Origin of the sequence: Streptomyces sp. NPDC012835, assembly GCF_042900885.1 — a bacterium.
In the GTDB taxonomy this organism is placed as follows: Bacteria; Actinomycetota; Actinomycetes; order Streptomycetales; family Streptomycetaceae; genus Streptomyces.
Map to the genome: position 1 here is coordinate 504,614 of NZ_JBIBBW010000001.1, position 19,480 is coordinate 524,093.

The window sequence follows — 19,480 nt, forward strand, 5'->3', positions numbered from 1 at the left end:
ACAGGCGCTACGCAGATCGAGTTCACCATCAGCCGACCCCGGCTTGCACGAGACCCCTCCGCACGACAAGACCGCAATCGCCGTCCGCTGTTACATGATTGGCAAATAATAAACTCGATCCTTTTAGGCTGAAACTAATTCCCCAAGATCGTTGACCCTCAAGAAGAGGCGCGACTACCTTGAATGGCGTCCCCGCTCGGCAGGCAATCCCCTGTGCAGGGTCGTGCGTTGGCGGGACGGCACTCAGCGACAGGAGGGCAGGGTCGGTATTTCGCTGAAGCCGCCGCTCGGATACAGCGAAGCAAGTGGACGTATGCCGTCGATTTCGTCGCGCCGTCCCGGCGTTCCAGACTCCCGGCCGGCCGAGGCGACATCACCGGCGGCCGGGGCGGAGATGAGGATGATGCACGTGGTGAATTCCGTCTTTGTGATGCCCGGCACGGTGGCAGCCCCGCGAGGGGGCGTCCTCCGCGATTTCCACAACCGTTACGAGTCCGTACGGGAAACACTGTCCCGCATCGACAAGGCCGCACGGGAAATGGAACTTCCCAACATCAGCACGCGGCTGATCGAGCACAACGACACCAGCGACCGGCGCGGCCCGGAGGTGCAGTATCTGGAGATCTTCGCGGTCAGCATCGCGACGCACCACATGCTGATCGCCGAGGGTGTCCGGCCCACCGCGATCGTCGGGCAGAGCATCGGGGAGCTGTGGGCCCTGGCCGCCGCGGGTCACCTCTCCGTGGAGGACGCCGCGCGCCTGGCCGTGGCCCGGTCCCAGGTGCTGACCCGGCAGAGCTGGGGCGGAAAGATGATCGCGGTCGGTGTGGACGGCCGCCGGGCGGAGTCGCTCGCCGGGCTGATCAGCCATCCCCACCTGGTACTCGCCTGCGAGAACGCCCCTCGGCAGAGCGTCATCAGCGGTCCGGAGGCATTGATCGAGCATGTGGAGCGGGTGGCTGACGCGCTCGGCTGGCCGAGCCTGCCCCTGGAGGTCCCGCATCCGACCCATACCCCGGCGATGGCGCAGGCCGCGCGGGATCTGCGGGCCACCGCGCCACGAGTTCCGTACGGCGCCGGGCGCTGGCGCGTGTGTTCGCCCTGGCTGGGGCGGGACATCGGCGACGACGACCCGGTCGACCTGGTCGCGGGCGCGCTCACGGCCCGGGTCCGGATGCTGCACACGATCCGTGAGCTGCACGCGGCGGGCGCCGATGCCTTCGTGGAGTGCGGGGAGTGGCCTGTCGTCACCAAGTTCGTCGAGGCGTCGATCCCGGGCGTGCAGTGTGTCGTCCCGCTGAGCGAGAGCGACCCGGTCGAAGCCGTCAGGGCGCTGCTCGCCGAATCCGCCGAGATCGGCTCGTTCCGCCCGCGCCCGCCGGCGCCCTCGGGCGACAGGCCGGTTCCCGCCGCGCGGGTCGGCGCGCCCACCCCGGCCGCTCCGGTTCCGGTGCTTCCGGCCGCGGCGCCCGTCCCGTCGACCCCCCTGTCCTCCGCTCCTCCCCTCTCCTCCGCTCCTCCCACGGATCCCACTCCCCCGTCCGCGCCGGCGGCCCGGGCGGCGTCGGTGGCTCAGGCCGTGGCCGCTCCGGTGGCGGTCGCCGCTGTCGCCGTCGCCCCGGTCGGCTCGACGGCTCCCGCCGGAGCGGAGTACGAAACGGTCCTGACCGAGTTGCGAACGATCTACGGCGACTTCCTGGGCTACCCGCCGGACCTCCTCGGTGAGGACGACGGCCTGGAGTCCGAGCTGGGCGTGGAGTCGCTCAAACAGGTCGTCCTGCTCGGCCGGGTGTCCGACCGGTTCGGACTGCCCGATCTGCGGTCGGACTCCTCCCTGCTGACCGTCGGCACGCTGCGGCGGATCGCGGAGACCGTTGTGCGAGCGCGGGCGGAGGCTACCGGGCGATGACCTCAACGGACGGCCTGCGGGGCCGGGTCGCGCTCGTGACCGGGGCCGCGAAAAGCCTCGGCGCGGACATCGTCCGCCGCCTGGCGCAGGGCGGTGCCCACGTGATCGTCAACTACTTCCACTCCGTCGATCAGGCGAAGTCGCTGCGGGCGGAGCTGGAAGAGGCCGGTCACAGCTGCGAGTTCATCCGTGCCTCGGTGGCCAAGACCAGCGAGGTCGACCGGATGTTCGATCTGGTCCAGGAGCGGCACGGCGGTCTGGACATTCTGATCAACAACGCGGCGGGCGGGGCCTTCCTGCCTCTGTTCGACATCGACGACACCTACTGGCAGCGGGCGTGGTCCACCAATGTGATGGGGGCCTACCACTGTTCGCGCCGGGCGGCCGAGCTGATGAAGGGCAGAGCGGGCGCGAGCATCCTCTGTCTGTCCAGCGTCGGGGCACACCAGCCGGTTCCGGGATACGGCCCGGGCGGTGTCACCAAAGGTGCCCTGGAGTCGCTGGTGCGCTATCTGGCGCTCGAACTGGTCGATCAGGGCGTCCGGGTCAACACGGTGCTGCTGGGCTCCATCGCCAGTGAGATCGTCGTCAATCTCGACGACCCGGCGGCGGCGCTCGGCGACCCGGCCAGGGCCGACGAGCTGATGCGCCGTACCCTCTCGACGCCGGACGCGGCCAAGTTGATCGTCCACCTCCTGCACGAGGACGCCGGTTTCATCACCGGTCAGACGATCGTCGCCGACGGCGGCATCAGCATCGGCGGGATGCAGGGGCTGCGGCTGCACAGCAGGCTGGCGGACCGGGTGAGTCCGGCCCGGAACCAGCCGGCGGCGACGGCGGTGAAGGCGCCGCTCGAAGCGAGCCGGCCCGCCCCTCGGCCACAGCCGGCCGTCCACCCGGCGCCCGCACCGGCCCCCGTCCCCGCCTCCGTCGTGGCGATGTCGCCCGAGCCGGGCCGGTCCGCCCCCGAACACCCGGCGGCCGCCCGCCCGGCGCCCTTACCGGCTCCCGCCCCCGTACCCGCCGCGCCGCCGGGCCCGGAGCGGGGGACGGACCCCGGAGCCGTCGCTGTCGTCGGTCTCGGCCTCGCCCTGCCCGGCGCGAACAACACGGCGGAGTTCTGGGACCGGTTGCGGGAGGGCGTCCTGCTCTCCAGCGAGCCGTCCGCCTTCGACCTGAAGCACTTCTGGGCGCCCACCCGGGAGGACACCGACTCCTTCTACGTCCGTGAGGCCGGGTACCTCCACGGCTTCGTCCCCGACCCGGCCTCGATCGCCGAACCGGACGGGAACGCCGGCCACCCCGGGTGGCCCAGGACCACACGATGGCTGCGGCACTGCACCGTCCAGGCCCTGGCAGGGGTCCGCCGGCGCCCGGCGGACCGCTGGCTCGCCGCGACCACCGGCATCCACGACCAGACGGGGCTCGGCCCCCAGGGGGTCGTGCTGGGCGACGAGTACCGGCGCATGGTGCGCGAGGCGGTCCCCGCGGGCCAGGACGGTGACTGGCTCGCCGAGCTGGCCGACCACGCGATCAGCGCCCACTACGGAGGTGACGGCGGCAATCCGCAGGCGTATCTGCCCGCCTCCGTCTCCCGCGACGCGCTGCGCGGGCTGATCCCGGCCGACTCACAGCACCTGACCCTGGACGCGGCCTGCGCCAGCGGACTGTTCGCCCTGGACGCGGCGGTCAAGGCGCTGCGTGAGGGCTCCTGCGACGTGGCGCTGGTCGGTGGTACATCGGTGATCGAGCCGATCGGGTTCACCCTCTTCTGCCGGGCCCAGGGCATCTCGATGAGCGGCCGGGTACGCCCCTTCGACCGGGCCGCCGACGGGACCCTCGTCGGCGAGGGCGCCGTCGTGATCGCCCTGAAGCCGTACGCGCGGGCCGTGGCGGACGGCGACCCGGTGCTCGGTGTCGTCCGGGGCACCGGCCTCGCCGCCGACGGCCGGGGAAAGGGCATCCACGCCCCGGCCACCCGCGGCCAGGAGCTGGCGATCGGCCGGGCCTGGGCCGACGCGGGCGTGGAGGCCGACGACGTGGACTGGGTCGTGGCGCACGGCACCGGCACACCGGTGGGCGACGAGATCGAACTACGGTCGCTGCTCTCCCGGTTGGGGCCGCGGAAGCAGGCGTGCCTGCTGACGTCGAACAAGCAGGTCTTCGGACACACCGGGGTGCTGGCGGGCCTGGTCTCGGTCGCCCACGCGCTGGTCGCCCTGGAACGCGGGGCGGTCCCCGGCCAGCCCGTGGTCACCGATCCGCATCCGCTGCTGGGCGGGGGCGAACGGCTGACCGTACCGGTCGAGGACGCGCCCTGGCCGACGGACCGCGCACGGCCGCGCACGGTCGGGATCTCGTCGTTCGGCCTCGGCGGAGCGGACGCGCACGTGATCCTCTCCGACCGGGTGCCGGCCGCCGCGCCCGCGCGACGGCGCGGCGGTGACGCGCGCACCGACACGGAGGAGCTGGTCGTGGTGGGCTGGAACACCCACCTGCCCGGCCTGGAGCCCGCCCGGGTGCCCGCGTGGCTGCGCGGTGAAGGGCCGCTCCCGGACGCCGGGTTCGGCACGCCGTACCCGCTGCCGTCCCCGCGTCAGGTGCGTATCCCGCCGCTGACGATGCGTCACATGGACGCCGCCCACCTGATGATGCTCCAGGTCCTCGGCCCGCTGCTGGACCGGCTCGGCGAGCCGGGCACCAGCCTGCGGCCCAGCACGGCGGTGGTGGTGGGCTCGACACTGCCGACCACGCACAACACCCGGGCCGCGCTGCGGGTGCACGCCGGTGAGTGCGCCACCACCTTCGACATCCTGCCGGACCCCGTACAGGCGCGGACGCTGAAGGAATACCTCGCGAAGGGGATGGCGGAGGCCGAGGGGGTGATCCCCGGCGGCCTCAACGAGGACGACTTCACCGGAGCGGTCTCCTGCATCCTGTCCGGCCGGGCCGCCAACTACTACGACTTCCAGGCCCTGGGAGCCAGCGTCTACTCCCACCGGGACTCCGCGCACACCGCCGTCGACCTGGCCCTGCGTCAGCTCCGGCACCGGGCCTGCGACCTCGCCCTGATCGGCGCGGTGTGCCTGCGGCCGATCAGCGGCTGGAACCGCCATCTCACCGGTCTGGTGCCGGATGGCAGGTCCATCGCCGAAGGTGCCGCCGTCCTGGCGGTCACCCGGCGCTCCACCGCGCTGGAGCACCACCTGCCCGTCCTGGGCTCGCTCTCCACCGAGGTCGACCACGCCGGCCTCGCGCACCCGGCCGCCCCCGCGCACTCCCTTCCCGTGCTGTCCGACGCCGGACACACCTACCTGTCGCTGGACGCCCTGCTGGCGGTGGTCAAGGGCGTCGTCACGGGAACGGACACCGTCGTGGCCCCCGCCGCGCCCGGATCACCGCTGATCCGGTTCACCGGACCGGCCGGCCCCCGGCAGCACGACCCGGCCGGGGAAGCGGTGGAACCGGCCGCGCACGACGCGCCGGAGCGTACCGGGCCCGCCCCGGCCGGGCCGGAACACACCGAGGACTTCACCGGCCGCCGCCAGACCCTCCGGCTCGTCCCGATGCCCCCGCCCCGGGGGGACTCGGCCGCGCCGCCGATCCCGCCGGGCACCATCGTCCTCACCGACACCCCGGATCTCGCCGCCGCCGCGGCCGGCCCGGACATCGCCGTCTGGTCCCCACGGCCCGGACCCGCCACCCACGTCCCGCCGGAGAACGCGCTCCGCGCCCTGACCGACCTGCCGTTCGTCCCCCGCCATGTCCGGATCCTGTCCCGGCTGCCCGTGCACGACGACGCGGCCGACGAGGCCGAGGCCACCCGGCTGGAAGATCTTCAGGACCTCACCTTCACCACACTCCAGGCGGCGCTGCCCGCGCTGCGCTCCGGCGGCTCCGTCAGCGCCGTCCTGCTCGGAGCCCTGCCGGACGACCTGCCGCCGCCGCTGAGCGGGCTGTTCACCGGCCTCGTCCGGTCCGTCCGCGCCGAGGTCCCGCAGTGCGGCGGGGTGGCCCTGCTCAGCGACGCCCCCGACCCGGCGACCGCCCTGGACCAGCTGGCGCGGGCGGCCACCGCCGAGGTGCCCACGCACACACTGGCCTGCCGTGGCGGCGACTGGTCCGCCCTGGCCGTCGCCGACGACCACGCTCCGCCGCCACCGGCGGAAGAAGCCACGCTGCCGCCCGGCTCGGTCGTGGTCGCCTTCGGAGGCGCCCGGGGGATCACCCCCGAGCTGCTGCACGCCGTCGCCCGCACCAGCGACCGGCCCCATGTGTACGTCATCGGCCGCACCCCGCTGCCGGAGACCGGCGACGCGCTGCCGCCGCAGGCCGAGTTCATCGCCGCCGAACGCCGCAGGCGCCCCGACGCGTCCCTGGGCGAACTGCGGGCCACCTACCAGAAGGCCGAGGCCCGCCTGGAGGTGAGCCGTACGGTACGGCGGCTGACCGAGCTGTGCGGCCCCGACCGTGTCCACCACCGGGTCTGCGACATTCTCGACGCCGAGCGCACCGACGCGGTCCTCGGGGAGATCCTCGGCCGGCACGGCCGGATCGACCTGCTCATCAACACCGTCCTCGACCTGCGCTCCCGGGTCCTGCACGCCAAGACGCTGACCGATTTCCGAGCGGTCCGGGCCACCAAGGCCACCGGTTACCGCAACCTCAAACGGGCCCTGGCCGGCCACACGCCCCGGATCTGGTGCAACTTCAGCACCCTGGCCACGCTCGCCCCCGCGCCGGGTGACATCGACTACTGCGCCGTCAACGAGTATCTCGCGTACGCCAGCGCCTGGGCCCAGCGGCACGGACCTCGGGGGCATCAGGAGATCGCGGTCCTCTGGAGCGGCTGGCGTGAGGTCGGTGTGGCCAGCAGCGTCTCCATGCGGGAGACCCTCAAACGCAACCACATGGACGCCTACATCAGCACCGCGCAGGGCTGCGCGCAGTTCCTCTCCGCCGTGACCAGGCCGCCGGCCAGTGGGGTGACGTTCTTCATCCGGGAAGAGGAACGCGTCCTGCTGGACCGGCGCGGGATCAGCACCCACGGTTCCTCCGGCGAACCGCGGCTCCCCGCCCCGGACGCGCCGCCGCCCGCCGTGCCGGACCCGGCGCTGACCACACCGCTGCTCGACGGTGTGCTGTACCGCGGCGGGCGCTGGGCGGTCTTCACCAAGACCTGGGACCCGCGCACCCTGGCCGAGCGGGACGGACGGTGGATGCGCCACCACCGGGTCAACGGCGAGTACACGCTGCCCGGTACGTTCACCCTCGAAGCCGCGGCCGGCGCGGCCTCGGCCCTCTGTCCCGGCCTCGTGGTCACCGGGTTCCGCACTCTCGCCTGCCGGGCGTCGATCACGGTCAGGCTCGCCGGGCCGCCGCGTACCGTCACGGTGGAGGCCCGGGTCACCAGCCGGGAGCGGGACCGGGCCGAGGTGGCCGTCAGGATGACGGCGCATCGGGTCGGCAGGAACGGCAAGGTACTGCGCTTCAACGACCTGTTGTGCGAGACGACGGTCGTACTGGCGAATCGCTTCCCCGCGCTCCCGGCGCCGCCCGACAGCTCCTCCCACGAGCCCGAACCCGATTTCGTCATGCCGGTCTACTCCCCCGATCCGCCGATCTCGCTCACCGGCCCGTTCGCCGGCACCAGCGACTACGCGCGCGGGCCGGACGGGAACAGCGCCGGGTTCGCCCTCGACCACGCCGCCTGGGCCCCGGCGCTGGCCGGGATGACGGTGCCGACGATCCTGCTGGACGCGATGGTGCACCTGTTGCTGCTGCCGCCGCGTGGGGACACCCCGCCGTCGGTCGGCCCGATGGCCGGCCTCGACCAGGTCGATCTCAGCGGGCCGGGCAACGACTGCCGGCTCAGCGAGGAGAACCCGGTCATCCGGCTGCACTGCGACTTCGCCACCGGGGACCTGACCGCCGTGACCGGTGGGGGCCGGGTGCTGGCCCGGATCGCCGGGGTCAGCGCGCACGCCCTGGACCACAGCGGAGAACTGATCCGGCCCCGTCCCGGCGTCCTCCAGCCGCCCCTTTCGTGACAGCCGAGGAGACAGCAGTGTTGTGGCAGGACATCACGATCGCCGGGACCGGCGCGTGGGTACCCCCCATCAGGCCCGAGTACGAGCACCGACCGCGGGGCGGACCCGGCGCCGGACCGCCCTCCGCCCTGGCGCTCAACGGATTCACCTCCGCCGCCGTCTCGAAGGACGACACGGCGACGCAGATGGCGGCCCGGGCCGGCCTCAAGGCACTGCGCCGGGCGGACGTCGCCAGTGCCGACCTGAGCCTGATCGCGCACGCCGGCTTCCAGGACGGGGACCACTACACGCCCGCGGCCTATCTGATGCGGGTGCTCGGGGGAAAGGACACCGCCGGGATCGAGATCGGTGCCGCCAGTGACGGCGGGGCGGCCGCACTCGTCACCGCGGCCGAACACCTCGCCGCCCGGCCGCACGCGAAAGCCACGCTGGTCACGACCGGAACTCGCTTCCCGGACGAACGGTGGGGATATGCGCGGGAGTTGGGATACGTGGCCGGTGACGCCGGGGCCGCCGCCGTCCTCACGCGGGGGACGGGCTTCGCCCGTCTGGTGGCGACCGCCCATGTCACGGAGCCACAACTGGAGGCGCAGACGCGGGCCAGGGAGGGCCACACCGGCGCCGCGCGGCGGGCCCCCGTCGAGGAGACCGGGTTCATGCCCCACATCGACGTGCTGGGACGGGCCACGCACCGCTGCATCCGGACCGTCCTCGACGAGGCCGCCGTGGCGCCGGCGGACATCTCGCACGTGGTGCCCATCGCGATCGGGTCGATCGTGCTCGACCTGCTGCTCGCCGGCTCACCGCTCGGCCTCCGTGCCGACGACACCAGTTGGACCTACGGCCGGCACCTCGGCCACGCCGGCCCGTCCGATGTCCTGCTCGCCCTCGACCGGACATTCCGCTCCGGCGCGCTGCGGGCCGGAGAGCACGTCCTCGTCGTGAGCTTCGGGGTCGGCTTCCGCTGGACCACCGCGCTGATCGAGATCACCCGCGACCCTGTCGCCCCGGCACCGGCCGGCCGTCAGTGAACAGAATGAGGTTGTCCATGACAGACACGAGTACGGCGACCGACGCGTCGGTTCCGCTCGCTCCGCGGGCCCTGCCGCTGCTGGGCCACGCCCTGCCCCTGCTCCGCGATCCGCTGGCGTTCATCATGTCGCTGTCCGGCTATCGGGAGCTGGTGCGCGTCCGGCTGGGTCCGAGTTCCGCCGTCATGGTCTGCGATCCGGACCTGACGCGTCAGGTGTTCCTGAACGACCGCGTCTTCGACAAGGGCGGCCCGATCTACGACCGGATCCGCGAGGTCATCGGCGACGGCCTGTCCACCTGCTCGTACCCGCTGCACCGGCGGCAGCGGCGGCTGTGCCAGCCGTCGTTCCACCCCACCCGGATGCCCGGGTACGGGGCGGTGTTCGCGCGGGCGGCCGAACTGAAGGCGGCGTCCTGGCGGGACGGTGATGTCCTCGACATCACCCAGGAGATGATGACGCTGACGACGCGGGCCACCATGCAGACGATGTTCAGCGGCGCGCTGCCGGCGGAGACCATGCGCAGGTCCCTGGCCGACACCGCCGTCATCGTCAGCGCGTTCTTCCGCCGGATGATGACCCCCGGCGTGCTGCGGCAGCTGCCGACTCCGCAGAAGCGGCGCTACGACCGCGCCCGTAACCGGCTGTCGGCCACCATCGCGGAGATCATCGCCGAGCGGCGCGCCGATCCGACCGACCACGCCGACCTGCTCTCCACACTGGTGGCGGCGGTCGACGAGGAGAGCGAGGCCGGCCGGCAGCAGCTGAGCGACGCCGAACTCGCCGACGAGGCCCTCACGTTCTTCCTCGGCGGGATGGAGACGACGGCCATCACGCTGGCCTGGGCGCTGCACCTGCTCGCCACGAACCCGGATGTCCAGCACCGCCTCCAGGTCGAGACCGACAACGTCCTGGCGGGCGAGAAGCTCGATCCGGCGCACCTGCCCTCGCTCGGTCTGGCCTCGCGCGTGGTGACCGAGACGCTGCGGCTGTACCCGCCCGCGTGGATGATGACCCGCCGGCTCCGGCAGGACGCCGAACTCGGCGGGGTACGGCTCAAGAGCGGCAGCACCATCGTGCTCAGTCCGTACCTTCTGCACCGCCGCCCCGACCTGTACAACGAGCCCGACCGGTTCGACCCGGACCGCTGGCTCGACGGTCAGCCCGACCGGGCCGCCTACATCCCGTTCGGCGCCGGCGCGCGCAAGTGCATCGGGGACCAGTTCGCCCTCATCGAGGCCATCCTGGCCCTCACCGCGGTCGTCACCCGCTGGGAGCTGACCCCCGTCGGTGATGAGCCGTTCCGGCCCAAGGTGGAGACCAGCCTGAGTTCGCGCGGACTGAACCTGCGGCTCAGGGAGCGGCGGACGGGCGGCGCCGATGGCGCCGAGATGCAGGTGGCAGCGCCCCGGTCCGCTTCCGACCGGCCGACCACGCGGCCGGGCGGCGCCGCCTGCCCGGCGCAGCACTAGGAGGGATGCCATGAAGCCTCACTTGAAGCCCCTGGTGAAACAGCTTCTCCGCTCCCGGCAGGTCGGCCGGTTCCACCCGGTCCCGGCCGACACCCTGCACGCTCCGTCCCGCCCTTACCCGAACGGGTGGTTCTGTCTGGCCTTCTCCGACGAGGTGCGGCCCGGGGCCGTCACCACCCGTCCGCTCGCGGGCGCGGAGGTCGTGCTCTACCGGACGGCCAAGGGGGTGCTGCGGGCCGTCCGGCCGCAGTGCCCGCATCTGGGAGCGCATCTCGGGGTCGGCGGATCGGTCGAGGGCGAGGACATCGTCTGCCCGTTCCACCGGTTCGCCTTCGACCCCGCCGGTACCTGTGTGCGCACGGGTTACGACAGACCACCGCCGAAGGCGTCGCTGGCGCAGTATCCCGTGTGCGAGGTCAACGGCTCCGTCTACGTGTGGTGGCACGCGCTCGGGCTGCCGCCGCGGTGGGAGATCCCGGCCTTCCCCATGGACGACCGGCAACCGTACAGCCACGACACCTTCGACATCGCCGGTCACCCGCAGGACGTCATCGAGAACGCCTTCGACTGGGGGCATCTGCCGGCGTTGCACGGGCTCAAGGGCCTCGACATCGAGGGCGCGCCGGTGGCCGGGGAGCAGGTCAGCACCGTCACCGCGACCGCCCGCGGCACGATGATGCGCGGGTTGCGCCAGTCCTACACGCTCACCGTGATCGGACTGGCCACCATCGCGGCGCGGACGCCCCTGCCCCGGGGCGCGGGCAACCTCTATGTGATGCTCCACGCGACCGCGACAGGACCGGGGCGCATCCAGCTCAGATTCGGCACGAAGCTGGAGCTGACCGGCGTCCCCGGTGTGCCCGACAGGATCGGGCGCGCCGCGGCGATGCCCGTCGCCCGGCTGCTCAGCTCCGTCCTCCAGCGGGTGGCGAGCGTCGACACCGGCGCGGATCTGCTGATGTGGCACCACCAGGAGCACGTCGAGCAGCCGAAGCTCGCCAGGGGCGACGGTCCGATCGGCCGGTACCGGCAGTGGGCGAAGCAGTTCTACACGGAACCCGCGGACGGCTTCGTGCCGTCGCGGCCCCCCAGGACCGAGGTGAGCGGCGCGGAGGAGTGAGCGCCGGGGCGACGGTCCGGGGTGGCGCCGATTCCGCCCCGGGGCCGCTGTCGCCGGCGATCACCGTGTGTCGACAGAGCCCGGCGGCCGGCCTGCCGGGCCGGGACCGAAAGAGAGGCGACATGGCAGCGGAGAACGGTACTCCCTGGGCCGGGCGGCGACTGGCGGTGCTCGGAGCGGGGGTGATGGGGTCGGGCATCGCCGCGCTGGCGGTGGGGCACGGGATCACGGTGTCGCTGATCGACGTGGACCGGCGCCGGCTGGACGGGGCCCCGGCGCGGATCGGCCACCAGGTGCGGACGGCACGGCTGATGGGCGCGCTGCCGGACGGGGCCGTCGACGGCGCTCTCCTGACCGGCCTGTCGCTCGCGGAGCTGGTGGCGGCGGACGGCGCGGCGCCCGCGGCGGTCATCGAGGCGGTCACCGAGGACCCGGACGCCAAGGCGAAGGTCCTCGCCGATGTGTCGGCGCTGGTCGCGCCGGGCACCCCGATCATCTCCAACACGTCGGCGATTCCCATCGACGAACTGGCCCGCACGACGGCCCGGCCGGGGGATCTGATCGGTACCCATTTCATGAATCCGCCCTATCTGATCCGGACGGTCGAGGTCATCCGGGGCACGCACACCGGCGAGTCCACCCTGGACGCGCTGCGGGGCCTGCTCGCCGCGCTGCGCCGGCAGCCGATCGTGGTCGAGGACGCGCCGGGGTTCGTCACCAGCCGGATCCTGCACCCCATGATCAACGACGCGGTGCGGGTGGTGGCGGCGGGTACCGCGAGCGCCGAGTCGGTCGACCGCCTGATGCGGGGATGCCTGGGGCACCCGACGGGCCCGCTGCGCACCGCCGACCTCATCGGACTGGACAACCTGGTCGACTCGCTCCGGGTGCTGTACGGCAGGACCGGCGACGAAGGCTGCCGTCCCTGCGACCTGCTGCTGGAGATGGTGCGGGCCGGCCACCTCGGCCGCAAGAGCGGGCGCGGCTTCTACGAGTACGAGGGAGAACAGGCATGACCACGTCATCCGACCGGCCGGTGGAGCCCACCGGCGGCCCCGGCACCGTACAGGCGGACCTGCTGCGGTTCCTGGAGAAGCGTACGGGGAGGGCCTGGACGGCCGAGGCGGACGTCTTCGGCTCCGGAGGGTTGTCCTCGCTCTTCGCCATGGAGCTGGTGGTGCATCTGGAGGGGGCGTACGGCATCGCCGTGCGCGGCGCCGACCTGCGGATGGACAACTTCCGCACCGTGGGGCGGATGACCGACCTGGTCGAACGGCTCCGGCAGCCGGCCTCCGGGGGCACCGGTGCGTGAGGCCGTCGCCGCGGCGGCCTCGGCGGTCACCGAGCTGGTCGGCGACCGCGCGGGCGACTGGGACCGGGCCGGCCGGCTGCCCGAGGACCTGGTGCGGAAGCTCGGGGCGGCCGGGCAGCTCGCCCCCCAGCTGCCGGCGGAGTACGGCGGACCGGGATGGAACAGCGCGGACAGCGGCGCGTTCACCGCCCATGTCGGCGGTCTGTGCGGCTCGCTGCGGAGCGTCATGACCTCGCAGGGCATGGCCGCGTGGACCGTCGAGCGGCTCGGTGACCCGGAGCAGGCGGCGGAGCTGCTGCCACGGCTCGCCTCGGGCGACACGGCGGCCGTGGCCTTCAGCGAACCGCAGGCGGGCAGCGACCTGTCGGCCGTCACCACCACGGTCACCGTCGAGGGGGACACCCTGTCGCTCAGCGGCCGCAAGAAGTGGGTGACCGCCGCCGACTACGCCGATTTCTTCCTGGTGGTCGCGCGGATGGGGGAGGAAGGGGCCGTGGTGGTGGTGCCCCGGTCCGCCCCCGGGGTCCGGGTGCGGCGGCTGGCCGATCCGCTCGGCTGCCGGGCCGCCGGGCACGCGGACCTCCGGCTGGACGAGGTGCGGTTGCCGCTCGGCAGCCTGCTGGGCGGCGGCCGGCAGCCGCTGTCGCTGCTCGTGACGACGGCCCTGGCCTACGGCCGGCTCTCCGTCGCCTGGGGGTGCGTCGGCATCCTGCGGGCCTGTGTGGCTGCGGCCGTCGAACACGCCAACACCCGGCACCAGTTCGGCCGGCCGCTGGGGCGGCACCAGCTCGTCGCCCGGCATCTGGCCGACCTGTGGACCGCCGAGCAGGTCGCCACCCGGGCCTGCGAGTACGCCAGTCGCTGCTGGGACGAGAACGCCGCCGACCTGGCCGCCGCCGTCGTACTGGCGAAGTACGTCAGCGCCGAGCACGCGGCCAAGGGCGCGGCCGCCGCTGTGCAGGTGCTGGCGTCGGCCGGGGCGCGGGACGGTCACGTCGTCGCGCGGGCGTACCGCGACGCCAAGCTCATGGAGATCATCGAAGGCAGCACCGAGGTGTGCCAGTTGATGTTGGCCGACCACGCGCTCAGCCGGCGGCCCCTTTCGTGACCGCCGCGCAACGTCCTGACAAGGAGCCGAACATGAGCGACACCGCCCCGGCGGTCCCGTCCGCGCCGGTGAAGTGCCTGGTCTGGGACCTCGACAACACGCTCTGGCGGGGCACGCTGCTGGAGGACGACGAGGTCGTCCTGTCCGAGGCGGTGCGCGAGGTGATCGTCGGTCTGGACGCGCGCGGGGTGCTCCAGTCGGTGTGCAGCCGCAACGACCACGATCTCGCCTGGGCCCGGCTGGAGGCACTCGGCGTCGCCGACTACTTCGTCGTGCCGGAGATCGGCTGGGGGCCCAAGTCGCAGGCGGTGGGGCGGATCGCCGAGCGGTTGGACTTCGCGCCCGGCGCCCTCGCCTTCATCGACGACCAGCCGGCCGAGCGGGCCGAGGTCGCCTTCCACCTTCCGGACGTGCGCTGCTACCCGGCGGAGGAGGCCGCGACGCTGCTCGGCCTGCCCGAGTTCAGCCCGAGATCGGTGACCGCCGACGCGCGACAGCGCCGGAGGATGTATCAGGCCGGCTTCCGGCGGACGGACGAGCAGGCGCGGTTCGGCGGCTCGAACGAGGACTTCCTCCGCTCGCTGGACATGGTGATGCGGATCGGGCGGGCCACCGAGGACGAGCTGTCGCGGGTCGAGGAACTCACCCTGCGCACCAGCCAGATGAACGCGACCGGTGTGCACTATCCGGACGAGGTGCTGCGCTCCCTCCTCACCCGACCCGGCCACGAGGTCCTGGTCACCACGCTGACCGACCGCTTCGGGCCGCACGGTGCCGTGGGTGTGCTGCTGCTCCGCAGGCACGCGCGGGTGTGGCACCTCAAACTGCTCGCCACCTCCTGCCGGGTCGTGGCGTTCGGCGCCGGCACGATCATCCTGAACTGGCTGGCCGACCGGGCCGCCCGGGCCGGTGTCCATCTGCTGGCGGACTTCCGGGCCACCGACCGCAACCGGATGATGGAGATCGCCTACCGGTTCGCCGGCTTCGACGAGGGGCCCTGCGACTGCCGGGGCGCCGCCTCGCCGGAGGCGGCCGAGGACGTCCAGTTGCTGCATCTCGTCCCCGAGCGCCGCGCCGCCCCCACCACGGTCCGGCTGATCGCGCCGGACCTGACCGGCCGGGTGCCGGCCGGCGCCGGTCCCCCGGACCGGGCGTGACGGCTCGGGGCCGGGCCCGCGGGGCCCCCGGACCGGGGGTGGTCACTTCCGGCGGACCAGCGTGATGCCGTCGGCCACCGGGAGCATGCAGATGTCCATCCGGTGGTCGTCCCGGATTCTGGCATTGACCTCACGGACACCGGCGGTGTCCGCGTCCTCGGCCAGCGGATCGATGACCCGGCCGAAGAAAAGCGTATTGTCGACCACGATCAGCCCGCCCGGCCGTACGAGCCGCGATGCCAGCTCGTAGTAGCGCGGATAATTCGCCTTGTCGGCATCGATGAAAACAAGACCGAAACTGTCGGACCGGCCGTCGGCAATCATCTCCTCCAGAGTTTCGGCCGCCGGACCGACGCGAAGTTCGATTCGCTCGGAAACACCCGCGCGACGCCAGAAATCAGCACCGATCTCCGGCCACCGGTCGCTGATGTCACAGGTGACCAGACGCCCGTGCGGCGGCAGGGCACGCGCCATGCACAGAGTGCTGTAACCGGTGAAGGTGCCGATCTCCAGTACGTCGGCGGCGCCGGTCGCCGCGACCAGAATGGCGAGGAACTGTCCTTCCTCGGCCATGACCTGCATCGCTTCCCCGCCGGGCAATTCCGCGGTCGCCAGGCGCAGATCGCGCAGAATACCGTCTTCCCTGAGCGAGAAATCCCTGACGTATTCCAGAATGTCCGGCCCGGCTGCGATCTGATTCGCCATGGCGAAAACTCTAGATGACCGCCCGTCGAACCTCAATGGCGCACAGTCGTGCCACCGGGCCCGAACTCGGCCGGATCCAGGGCCTTTCGCCGGGGCTCCGCGCGGTCGGTGCGCGTGGCCCCGCGTGGTCTTCTGCCGGCCCGCCCGCGCCCGTACGGTGTGATCGCCGGGCGTCCTGACGCGCCTCCGGCCGATCCTCACGAAGGCGGTCCTCCTATGTCCCTGACCGACATGCCCCTCGACCAGTTGCGCGACTACCGGAGCGCGTCCGTGGAGCCGGACGACTTCGACCGGTTCTGGGCCAGGACGCTCGACGAGGCGCGCGGTCACGACCTCGACGCCCGCTTCCGGCCCGTGTCCACGGCGCTGACGACGCTGGAGGTCCTCGACGTGACCTTCGCGGGCTACGGCGGCCACCCCGTCAAGGGCTGGCTGGTGCTGCCGGCGGGGGCGCGTGAACCGCTGCCGGTGGTCGTGGAGTACCTCGGGTACGGCGGGGGGCGCGGGCTGCCGCACACGCATCTGCTCTGGGGCTCCGCCGGGTACGCGCACTTCGTGATGGACACCCGGGGCCAGGGCGCCGGCTGGAACGGCGGCGACACCCCTGATCCGGTCGGCAGCGCCCCCTCGTTCCCCGGCTTCATGACCCGGGGCATCGAGGAGCCCGAAACCTACTACTACCGGCGGCTGTTCACGGACGCGGTGCGGGCGGTGGAGGCGGCCCGCTCCCATCCGCTGATCGACGCGGAGCGCACGGCGGTACGGGGGGCGAGTCAGGGGGGCGGTATCAGCCTCGCGGTGGCCGGGCTGGTGCCGGATCTGTCGGCGGTCGCGGCGGACGTGCCCTTCCTGTGCGACTTCCCGCGCGCCACGACGTTCACCGATCGCCATCCGTACCGTGAGGTGGGCAGCTATCTGAAGACCTTCCGCGACCGTACGGAGCGGACCCGGCGCACCCTCAGCTACTTCGACGGGGTGCACTTCGCGGCGCGCGGGCGGGCCCCGGCGCTGTTCTCCGTGGCGCTGGAGGACGAGACCTGCCCGCCCTCGACGGTCTTCGCCGCCTTCAACGCCTACGCGCACCGGGACAAGTCGATAGAGGTGTACCACTTCAACGACCACGAGGGCGGCGAGGCGTACCAGTCGGCCGCTCAACTGGCCTGGCTTCCGGCCCGGCTGACGCCCTGACAACTCCTGGGAAACCTGCGGTGGTCCGGGGTGATCAGCCGGCCGGGAGCAGCCCCTTGGATTCCAGATACGCCGTGGCGACGTCCTCCGGCAGCCGGCGCCAGTCGTCGACCCGCTGGTTCATCGAGGCGAGATCCTCGGTGGTCAGTACGGTGTTCAGCCGGTCGAGCGTGCGGACGATCCCCGGTCCGCCGGCCCGTGCGCGGTTGACGACGGGAACGATGTAGTCGGCGTTCTGGAGGTGCTTGTCGTCGGCGAGGAGCACCAGCCCGAACTGGTCGAGTGTGGCGTCGGTGGTGGTGGTCAGGACCATCTGGTCCTGACCCTCGCGCACGGCCTGTTTGGCCGGGGTGGTGCCGACGCCCTTGGGGTCGATGCCGGTGACGCGGATGCCGTACGTCTTCTTCAGCCCCGGCTCGCAGTAGGGGCGCTGTACGCATTCGTCTCCGGCCGCGAGCCGCACCGGCAGCCCGGACGCGCCGAGATCGCTCAGGGTTCTGAGCCGGTGTTCGCGGGCGTAGGAGGCGGCCACCGCGAAGGCGTTCTGGTCGGTGGCGCGGCCGGGGTCGAGGACGGCCAGGCCGCGCGCGGCGGCCAGCGGGCGCAGCGCCTTCATCGTCGCGCCCAGATCGGGTGAACCCGCCGGGGAGCCGGGGCCGCGCGCCCTGGCGGCGAGCCAGTCGGCGAAGGTCGCCGCGTACTCGGGGACGACATCGATCTGGCCGCTCTCCAGGGCCGGTTCGTAGATCTCCCGGTTGGTCACGGAGAGGATCTCGGTGTGATATCCGGCGCGGTTCAGCAGCAGCGCGTACATCCGGGCGAGCAGATCGCTCTCGGTGAATCCGGCGGAGCCGATGGTCAGATGCCTGCTGTCACCCGGCGGCGCGGTGACGGCGCCCCGGTGCTCCAATGAGGGTCCGGTGGCGCAGCCGGCGGTCAGCAGCAGCGCCAGGACCGGGACGACGGCCGTCCGCCGGCCGGCGGACGCGCGTCCCCGGACACGGGTACGGGTGCGCGGCGCCGGCCTCATCCGGACCGGCCCCGTACCCAGCGCGGCGCCGCCCACCCCACCAGGACGAAGACCGCCTCGACCAGCAGCGCGAACACGGCGACCAGCACCGCCCCCGCCACCACCTGGGGGGTGTCGGCGAGATTGAATCCGGCGGTGATGATCCGGCCGAGGCCGCCGCCGCCGACCAGCGCCGCGAGCGTCGCGGTCGCCACCAGCTGGACGGCGGCGATCCGTACCCCGGTCAGGATCAGCGGCAGGGCCAGCGGTACCTCGACCCGCCGCAGCAGCTGGCCGCCGGTCATTCCCATGCCGCGCGCCGCCCGGACGACGTCCTGGTCGACTCCTCGCATCCCGACGTAGGCGTTGGTGAGCAGCGGCGGAATCGAGAACAGGACCAGCGCGATGATCGTCGGCCACTGGCCGTGGCCCCCGACCGGGGTGAGGAGCAGCAGCACGAGGACGGCGAAGGTGGGGACGGCCCGGCCGGCGTTGGAGATGTTGACCGCGAGGGCGCCGCCCCGGCCGAGATGCCCGAGGACGAGGGCGACGGGGAGGGCGATCGCGCAGCCGAGGGCGAGACAGACGGCGGTGAGGAAGAGGTGTTCGCCGAGCCGGCTCGCGATGCCGTCGGGCCCGGGCCAGTGGGCGGCGCTGGTGAGCCAGGACCAGGCGGCGGTGAGCGTGTTCATGTGGCCGCCCCGCGGGTCCAGGGGGTGAGGAGCCGTTGCAGGCCGAGCAGCAGCAGATCGGCGGCGACGGCGATCAGGACGCACAGGGCGGAGGCGGTGAGGACCTGGGCCTTGAAGAAGGTGTTCATCCCGGCGTAGATGAGATTGCCGAGGCCGCCGTGGCCGACGATCGCCCCGACGGTGACGAGGGAGACGGCGGAGACGGTCGCGATCCGCAGGCCGGCCATGACCGCGGGCAGCGCGAGCGGCAGCTCGACGGCGAGCAGCAGCCGGACGGGCCCGTATCCCAGTCCGCGCGCGGCCTGCCGGGTCTCCTCGGGCACGGCGCGCAGACCCGCGAGGATGTTCCGCACGAGCAGGGTCAGCGAGTACAGGACGAGTCCCGCGACGACCAGCGAGGCGGAGAGTCCGTACACCGGCAGCAGCAGGGAGAACATCGCCAGGGAGGGGATGGTGTAGAGCACGGTGGTGACGCCGAGGACGGGGCCGGCCGCCCAGTTCCACCGGCGGGCGGCGAGGGCGAGGGGGACGGCGATCAGCAGGCCGAGCAGGACGGCGGAGAAGGTCAGTTGGAGGTGCTGGAGGACCGCGTCCCAGAGGATCGCGCGGCGGCTGGAGAGATAGGCTCCGCAGATCCAGTCATTGCGCGCGAGGCAGTCGTCCGGAGGCGCGGTCACCCGTCCATTCCAGACGCTATCCCCGGCGGCGGCCCGTCCTGCTGGGCCGT

Annotated in this window: 14 protein-coding genes; 10 read left to right on the top strand and 4 right to left on the bottom strand. The window is 72.7% G+C overall.

Annotated features, from left to right (window positions below; translation table 11 throughout):
* Positions 1–412 precede the first annotated feature (412 nt).
* The 9 genes from ACFY6S_RS02055 (at position 413) to ACFY6S_RS02095 (ending at position 15,159) form a co-directional block, all read left to right on the top strand.
* Positions 413–1,909: an acyltransferase domain-containing protein gene (locus ACFY6S_RS02055; protein WP_388829478.1), complete on the top strand. Its 1,497-nt coding sequence runs from the start codon at positions 413–415 to the stop codon at positions 1,907–1,909.
* Complete coding sequence (locus tag ACFY6S_RS02060) at positions 1,906–7,959, top strand: SDR family oxidoreductase (protein ID WP_388829481.1); 6,054 nt, start codon at positions 1,906–1,908, stop codon at positions 7,957–7,959. Before ACFY6S_RS02055 ends, ACFY6S_RS02060 begins: the two co-directional genes overlap by 4 nt.
* A 17-nt stretch (positions 7,960–7,976) precedes the next feature.
* Positions 7,977–8,990, top strand: coding sequence for a 3-oxoacyl-[acyl-carrier-protein] synthase III C-terminal domain-containing protein (locus tag ACFY6S_RS02065; RefSeq protein WP_388829484.1), 1,014 nt, complete (start codon positions 7,977–7,979; stop codon positions 8,988–8,990).
* A gap of 17 nt (positions 8,991–9,007) precedes the next feature.
* On the top strand, positions 9,008–10,462 hold the full coding sequence (locus ACFY6S_RS02070; protein ID WP_388829487.1) for a cytochrome P450: 1,455 nt from the start codon (positions 9,008–9,010) through the stop codon (positions 10,460–10,462).
* A 10-nt stretch (positions 10,463–10,472) separates the two neighbouring features.
* A complete protein-coding gene (locus ACFY6S_RS02075) occupies positions 10,473–11,582 on the top strand; it encodes a Rieske 2Fe-2S domain-containing protein (protein WP_388829490.1) in 1,110 nt (369 codons plus the stop codon).
* Positions 11,583–11,704: 122 nt separating this feature from the next.
* A complete protein-coding gene (locus ACFY6S_RS02080; protein WP_388829493.1) occupies positions 11,705–12,598 on the top strand; it encodes a 3-hydroxyacyl-CoA dehydrogenase family protein in 894 nt (297 codons plus the stop codon).
* Entirely contained in the window at positions 12,595–12,894 is a 300-nt protein-coding gene (locus ACFY6S_RS02085; protein ID WP_388829496.1) for an acyl carrier protein, read from the top strand. Before ACFY6S_RS02080 ends, ACFY6S_RS02085 begins: the two co-directional genes overlap by 4 nt.
* Complete coding sequence (locus ACFY6S_RS02090; RefSeq protein WP_388829499.1) at positions 12,887–14,002, top strand: acyl-CoA dehydrogenase family protein; 1,116 nt, start codon at positions 12,887–12,889, stop codon at positions 14,000–14,002. The genes ACFY6S_RS02085 and ACFY6S_RS02090 overlap by 8 nt, the downstream gene beginning before the upstream one ends.
* Positions 14,003–14,034: 32 nt before the next feature.
* Positions 14,035–15,159: an HAD-IIIC family phosphatase gene (locus tag ACFY6S_RS02095; RefSeq protein WP_388829502.1), complete on the top strand. Its 1,125-nt coding sequence runs from the start codon at positions 14,035–14,037 to the stop codon at positions 15,157–15,159.
* A gap of 42 nt (positions 15,160–15,201) precedes the next feature.
* Here the strand turns inward: ACFY6S_RS02095 and ACFY6S_RS02100 are convergent, their stop codons facing one another.
* Positions 15,202–15,864, bottom strand: coding sequence for an O-methyltransferase (locus ACFY6S_RS02100; RefSeq protein ID WP_388829505.1), 663 nt, complete (start codon positions 15,862–15,864; stop codon positions 15,202–15,204).
* Positions 15,865–16,080: 216 nt separating this feature from the next.
* Here ACFY6S_RS02100 and ACFY6S_RS02105 point away from each other — a divergent pair, with 216 nt between their 5' ends.
* The gene (locus tag ACFY6S_RS02105; RefSeq protein WP_388829507.1) at positions 16,081–17,052 is read left to right on the top strand and encodes an acetylxylan esterase; all 972 of its coding nucleotides are present in this window, start codon (positions 16,081–16,083) and stop codon (positions 17,050–17,052) included.
* A gap of 34 nt (positions 17,053–17,086) precedes the next feature.
* Here the strand turns inward: ACFY6S_RS02105 and ACFY6S_RS02110 are convergent, their stop codons facing one another.
* The 3 genes from ACFY6S_RS02110 to ACFY6S_RS02120 are packed head-to-tail and all read right to left on the bottom strand — an operon-like array spanning position 17,087 to position 19,430.
* Positions 17,087–18,082, bottom strand: coding sequence for an ABC transporter substrate-binding protein (locus ACFY6S_RS02110; protein ID WP_388829510.1), 996 nt, complete (start codon positions 18,080–18,082; stop codon positions 17,087–17,089).
* Positions 18,079–18,753, bottom strand: coding sequence for an ABC transporter permease (locus ACFY6S_RS02115; RefSeq protein WP_388829513.1), 675 nt, complete (start codon positions 18,751–18,753; stop codon positions 18,079–18,081). Before ACFY6S_RS02115 ends, ACFY6S_RS02110 begins: the two co-directional genes overlap by 4 nt.
* Positions 18,750–19,430: an ABC transporter permease gene (locus ACFY6S_RS02120; protein ID WP_388829516.1), complete on the bottom strand. Its 681-nt coding sequence runs from the start codon at positions 19,428–19,430 to the stop codon at positions 18,750–18,752. The genes ACFY6S_RS02115 and ACFY6S_RS02120 overlap by 4 nt, the downstream gene beginning before the upstream one ends.
* Between the last annotated feature and the right edge of the window lie 50 nt (positions 19,431–19,480).